Source organism: Sphingomonas sp. S-NIH.Pt3_0716 (assembly GCF_003950715.1).
GTDB lineage: Bacteria > Pseudomonadota > Alphaproteobacteria > Sphingomonadales > Sphingomonadaceae > Sphingobium > Sphingobium yanoikuyae_A.
Window position 1 is genome coordinate 1 of the sequence record NZ_QLJK01000096.1, and the last position, 1,688, is coordinate 1,688.

At 67.4% G+C, this 1,688-nt stretch carries 1 protein-coding gene; it reads left to right on the forward strand.

Going from position 1 to position 1,688, the window contains the following annotated elements; all coding sequences use genetic code 11:
• Nucleotides 1–1,688 (forward strand): TonB-dependent receptor plug domain-containing protein (locus BRX37_RS26165; protein ID WP_125990347.1); only part of this gene is annotated, 1,688 nt, incomplete at both ends.

The following is a 1,688-nucleotide window of genomic DNA, read 5'->3' on the forward strand; positions in this document are numbered from 1 at the left end:
TCTGTGGTGATCGACCGGGATCGGCTTGAGGATGCGGCGTCGGGTCGGATCGAGAGCGTGCTGGCCGATGTCGCGGGCTTCCAGCAGTTCCGCCGCTCCGACAGCCGCGCCTCCAATCCCTCGAACCAGGGCGCCACGCTGCGCGCGCTGGGTGGCAATGCGTCGAGCCGGACCCTGGTGCTGCTCGATGGCGTGCCGGTGGCTGATCCCTTCTTCGGCTATATCCCCTTCTCGGCTTTGGTGCCCGACCGGCTGGCACTGGTGCGGGTGACGCGCGGCGGGGGCAGTGGCGCGTTCGGGGCCGGCGCGGTTGCCGGCACGATCGAACTGGCCAGCGCCACCCGCGACCAGATGCCGCACTTCGGTGCCAGCGCCTATTATGGCAGCAGGGATGCGACCGAGCTGTCGGCCAGCATCGCGCCGGACCTGGGCAGCGGTTACGTGTCGCTCTCGGGGCGCTGGGATCGGGGTGACGGCTTCCAGACTACGCCCCGCGACCAGCGCGTTGCCGCCACCGTTCCCGCCGCCTATGACAGCTGGTCGACCAATCTTCGCGCTGTCGCGCCGATCGACGCGACCTCGGAAATCCAGTTTCGCGGCACCCTGTTCCAGGACAATCGCACGCTGCGCTTTGCTGGCGCCGACAGCATGAGCCAGGGCCAGGACGCCAGCATCCGCTATATCAGCCGGGGCCGCTGGCAGGTCGATGCGCTCGCCTATCTCCAGGCGCGCAACTTTTCGAACATCGTCATCTCCTCCACCAGCTTCCGCAAGTCGCTCGACCAGCGCAACACCCCCTCGACCGGGATCGGCGGCAAGATCGAGCTGCGCCCGCCGGTCGGCGAGGATCATGTGCTGCGGATCGGCATGGATACCCGCTTTGCCACCGGCGACATGTTTGAGGATGCCTATAATGCCGGCCTCGCCAGCAACCCGCTGACATCACGCCGCCATGCCGGTGGTGACCAGATCACCAGCGGCATCTTTGCCGAGGATGACTGGAGCCCCGATGTCTTTGGCGGCAAGCTTGTCCTGACCGGGGGCGTGCGCGCCGATCGCTGGTCGATCCGCAACGGCTTCTACAAGGCGGTCAATGCAGCCGGTGTGGTGACGCAGGACAGCAGCTACGCCAATCGCTCCGACTGGGAATTTTCCGGCCGGGCCGGCGCGCTCTACCATGTCAGCGATGCGGTGGCGCTGCGCGGGGCGGCCTATAGCGGCTTCCGTTTGCCCACGCTCAATGAGCTCTATCGCCCCTTCGTCGTCTTCCCGATCACCACCCAGGCCAATGCGGCGCTCAAGCCCGAGAAGCTCAAGGGCGTGGAGGGCGGCATCGACCTGACCCCGGCGCCGGGCGTGCAGCTTTCGGCCACGCTCTTCTACAACCGGCTCGACGATGCGATCGCCAATGTCACCCTCATCAGCGTCGCCAACACCCGCCAGCGCCAGAATGTGAATGCGATCGTGGCGAAGGGCGTCGAACTGACCGCCAGCGCGCAGCTGCCGGCCGATTTCTCGCTGCTCGCTTCCTATGCCTACAGCCACAGCAAGGTCGATGCGCCGGGCATGGCATTCGACGGCTTCGCGCCGGCGCAGGTGCCGCGCCATTTCGCCAGCGCGACGCTGGCCTGGGCGCCCAAGGCCGGGCCGGAGCTTTCGGCGACGCTGCGCTACACGGCCAAGGAGCT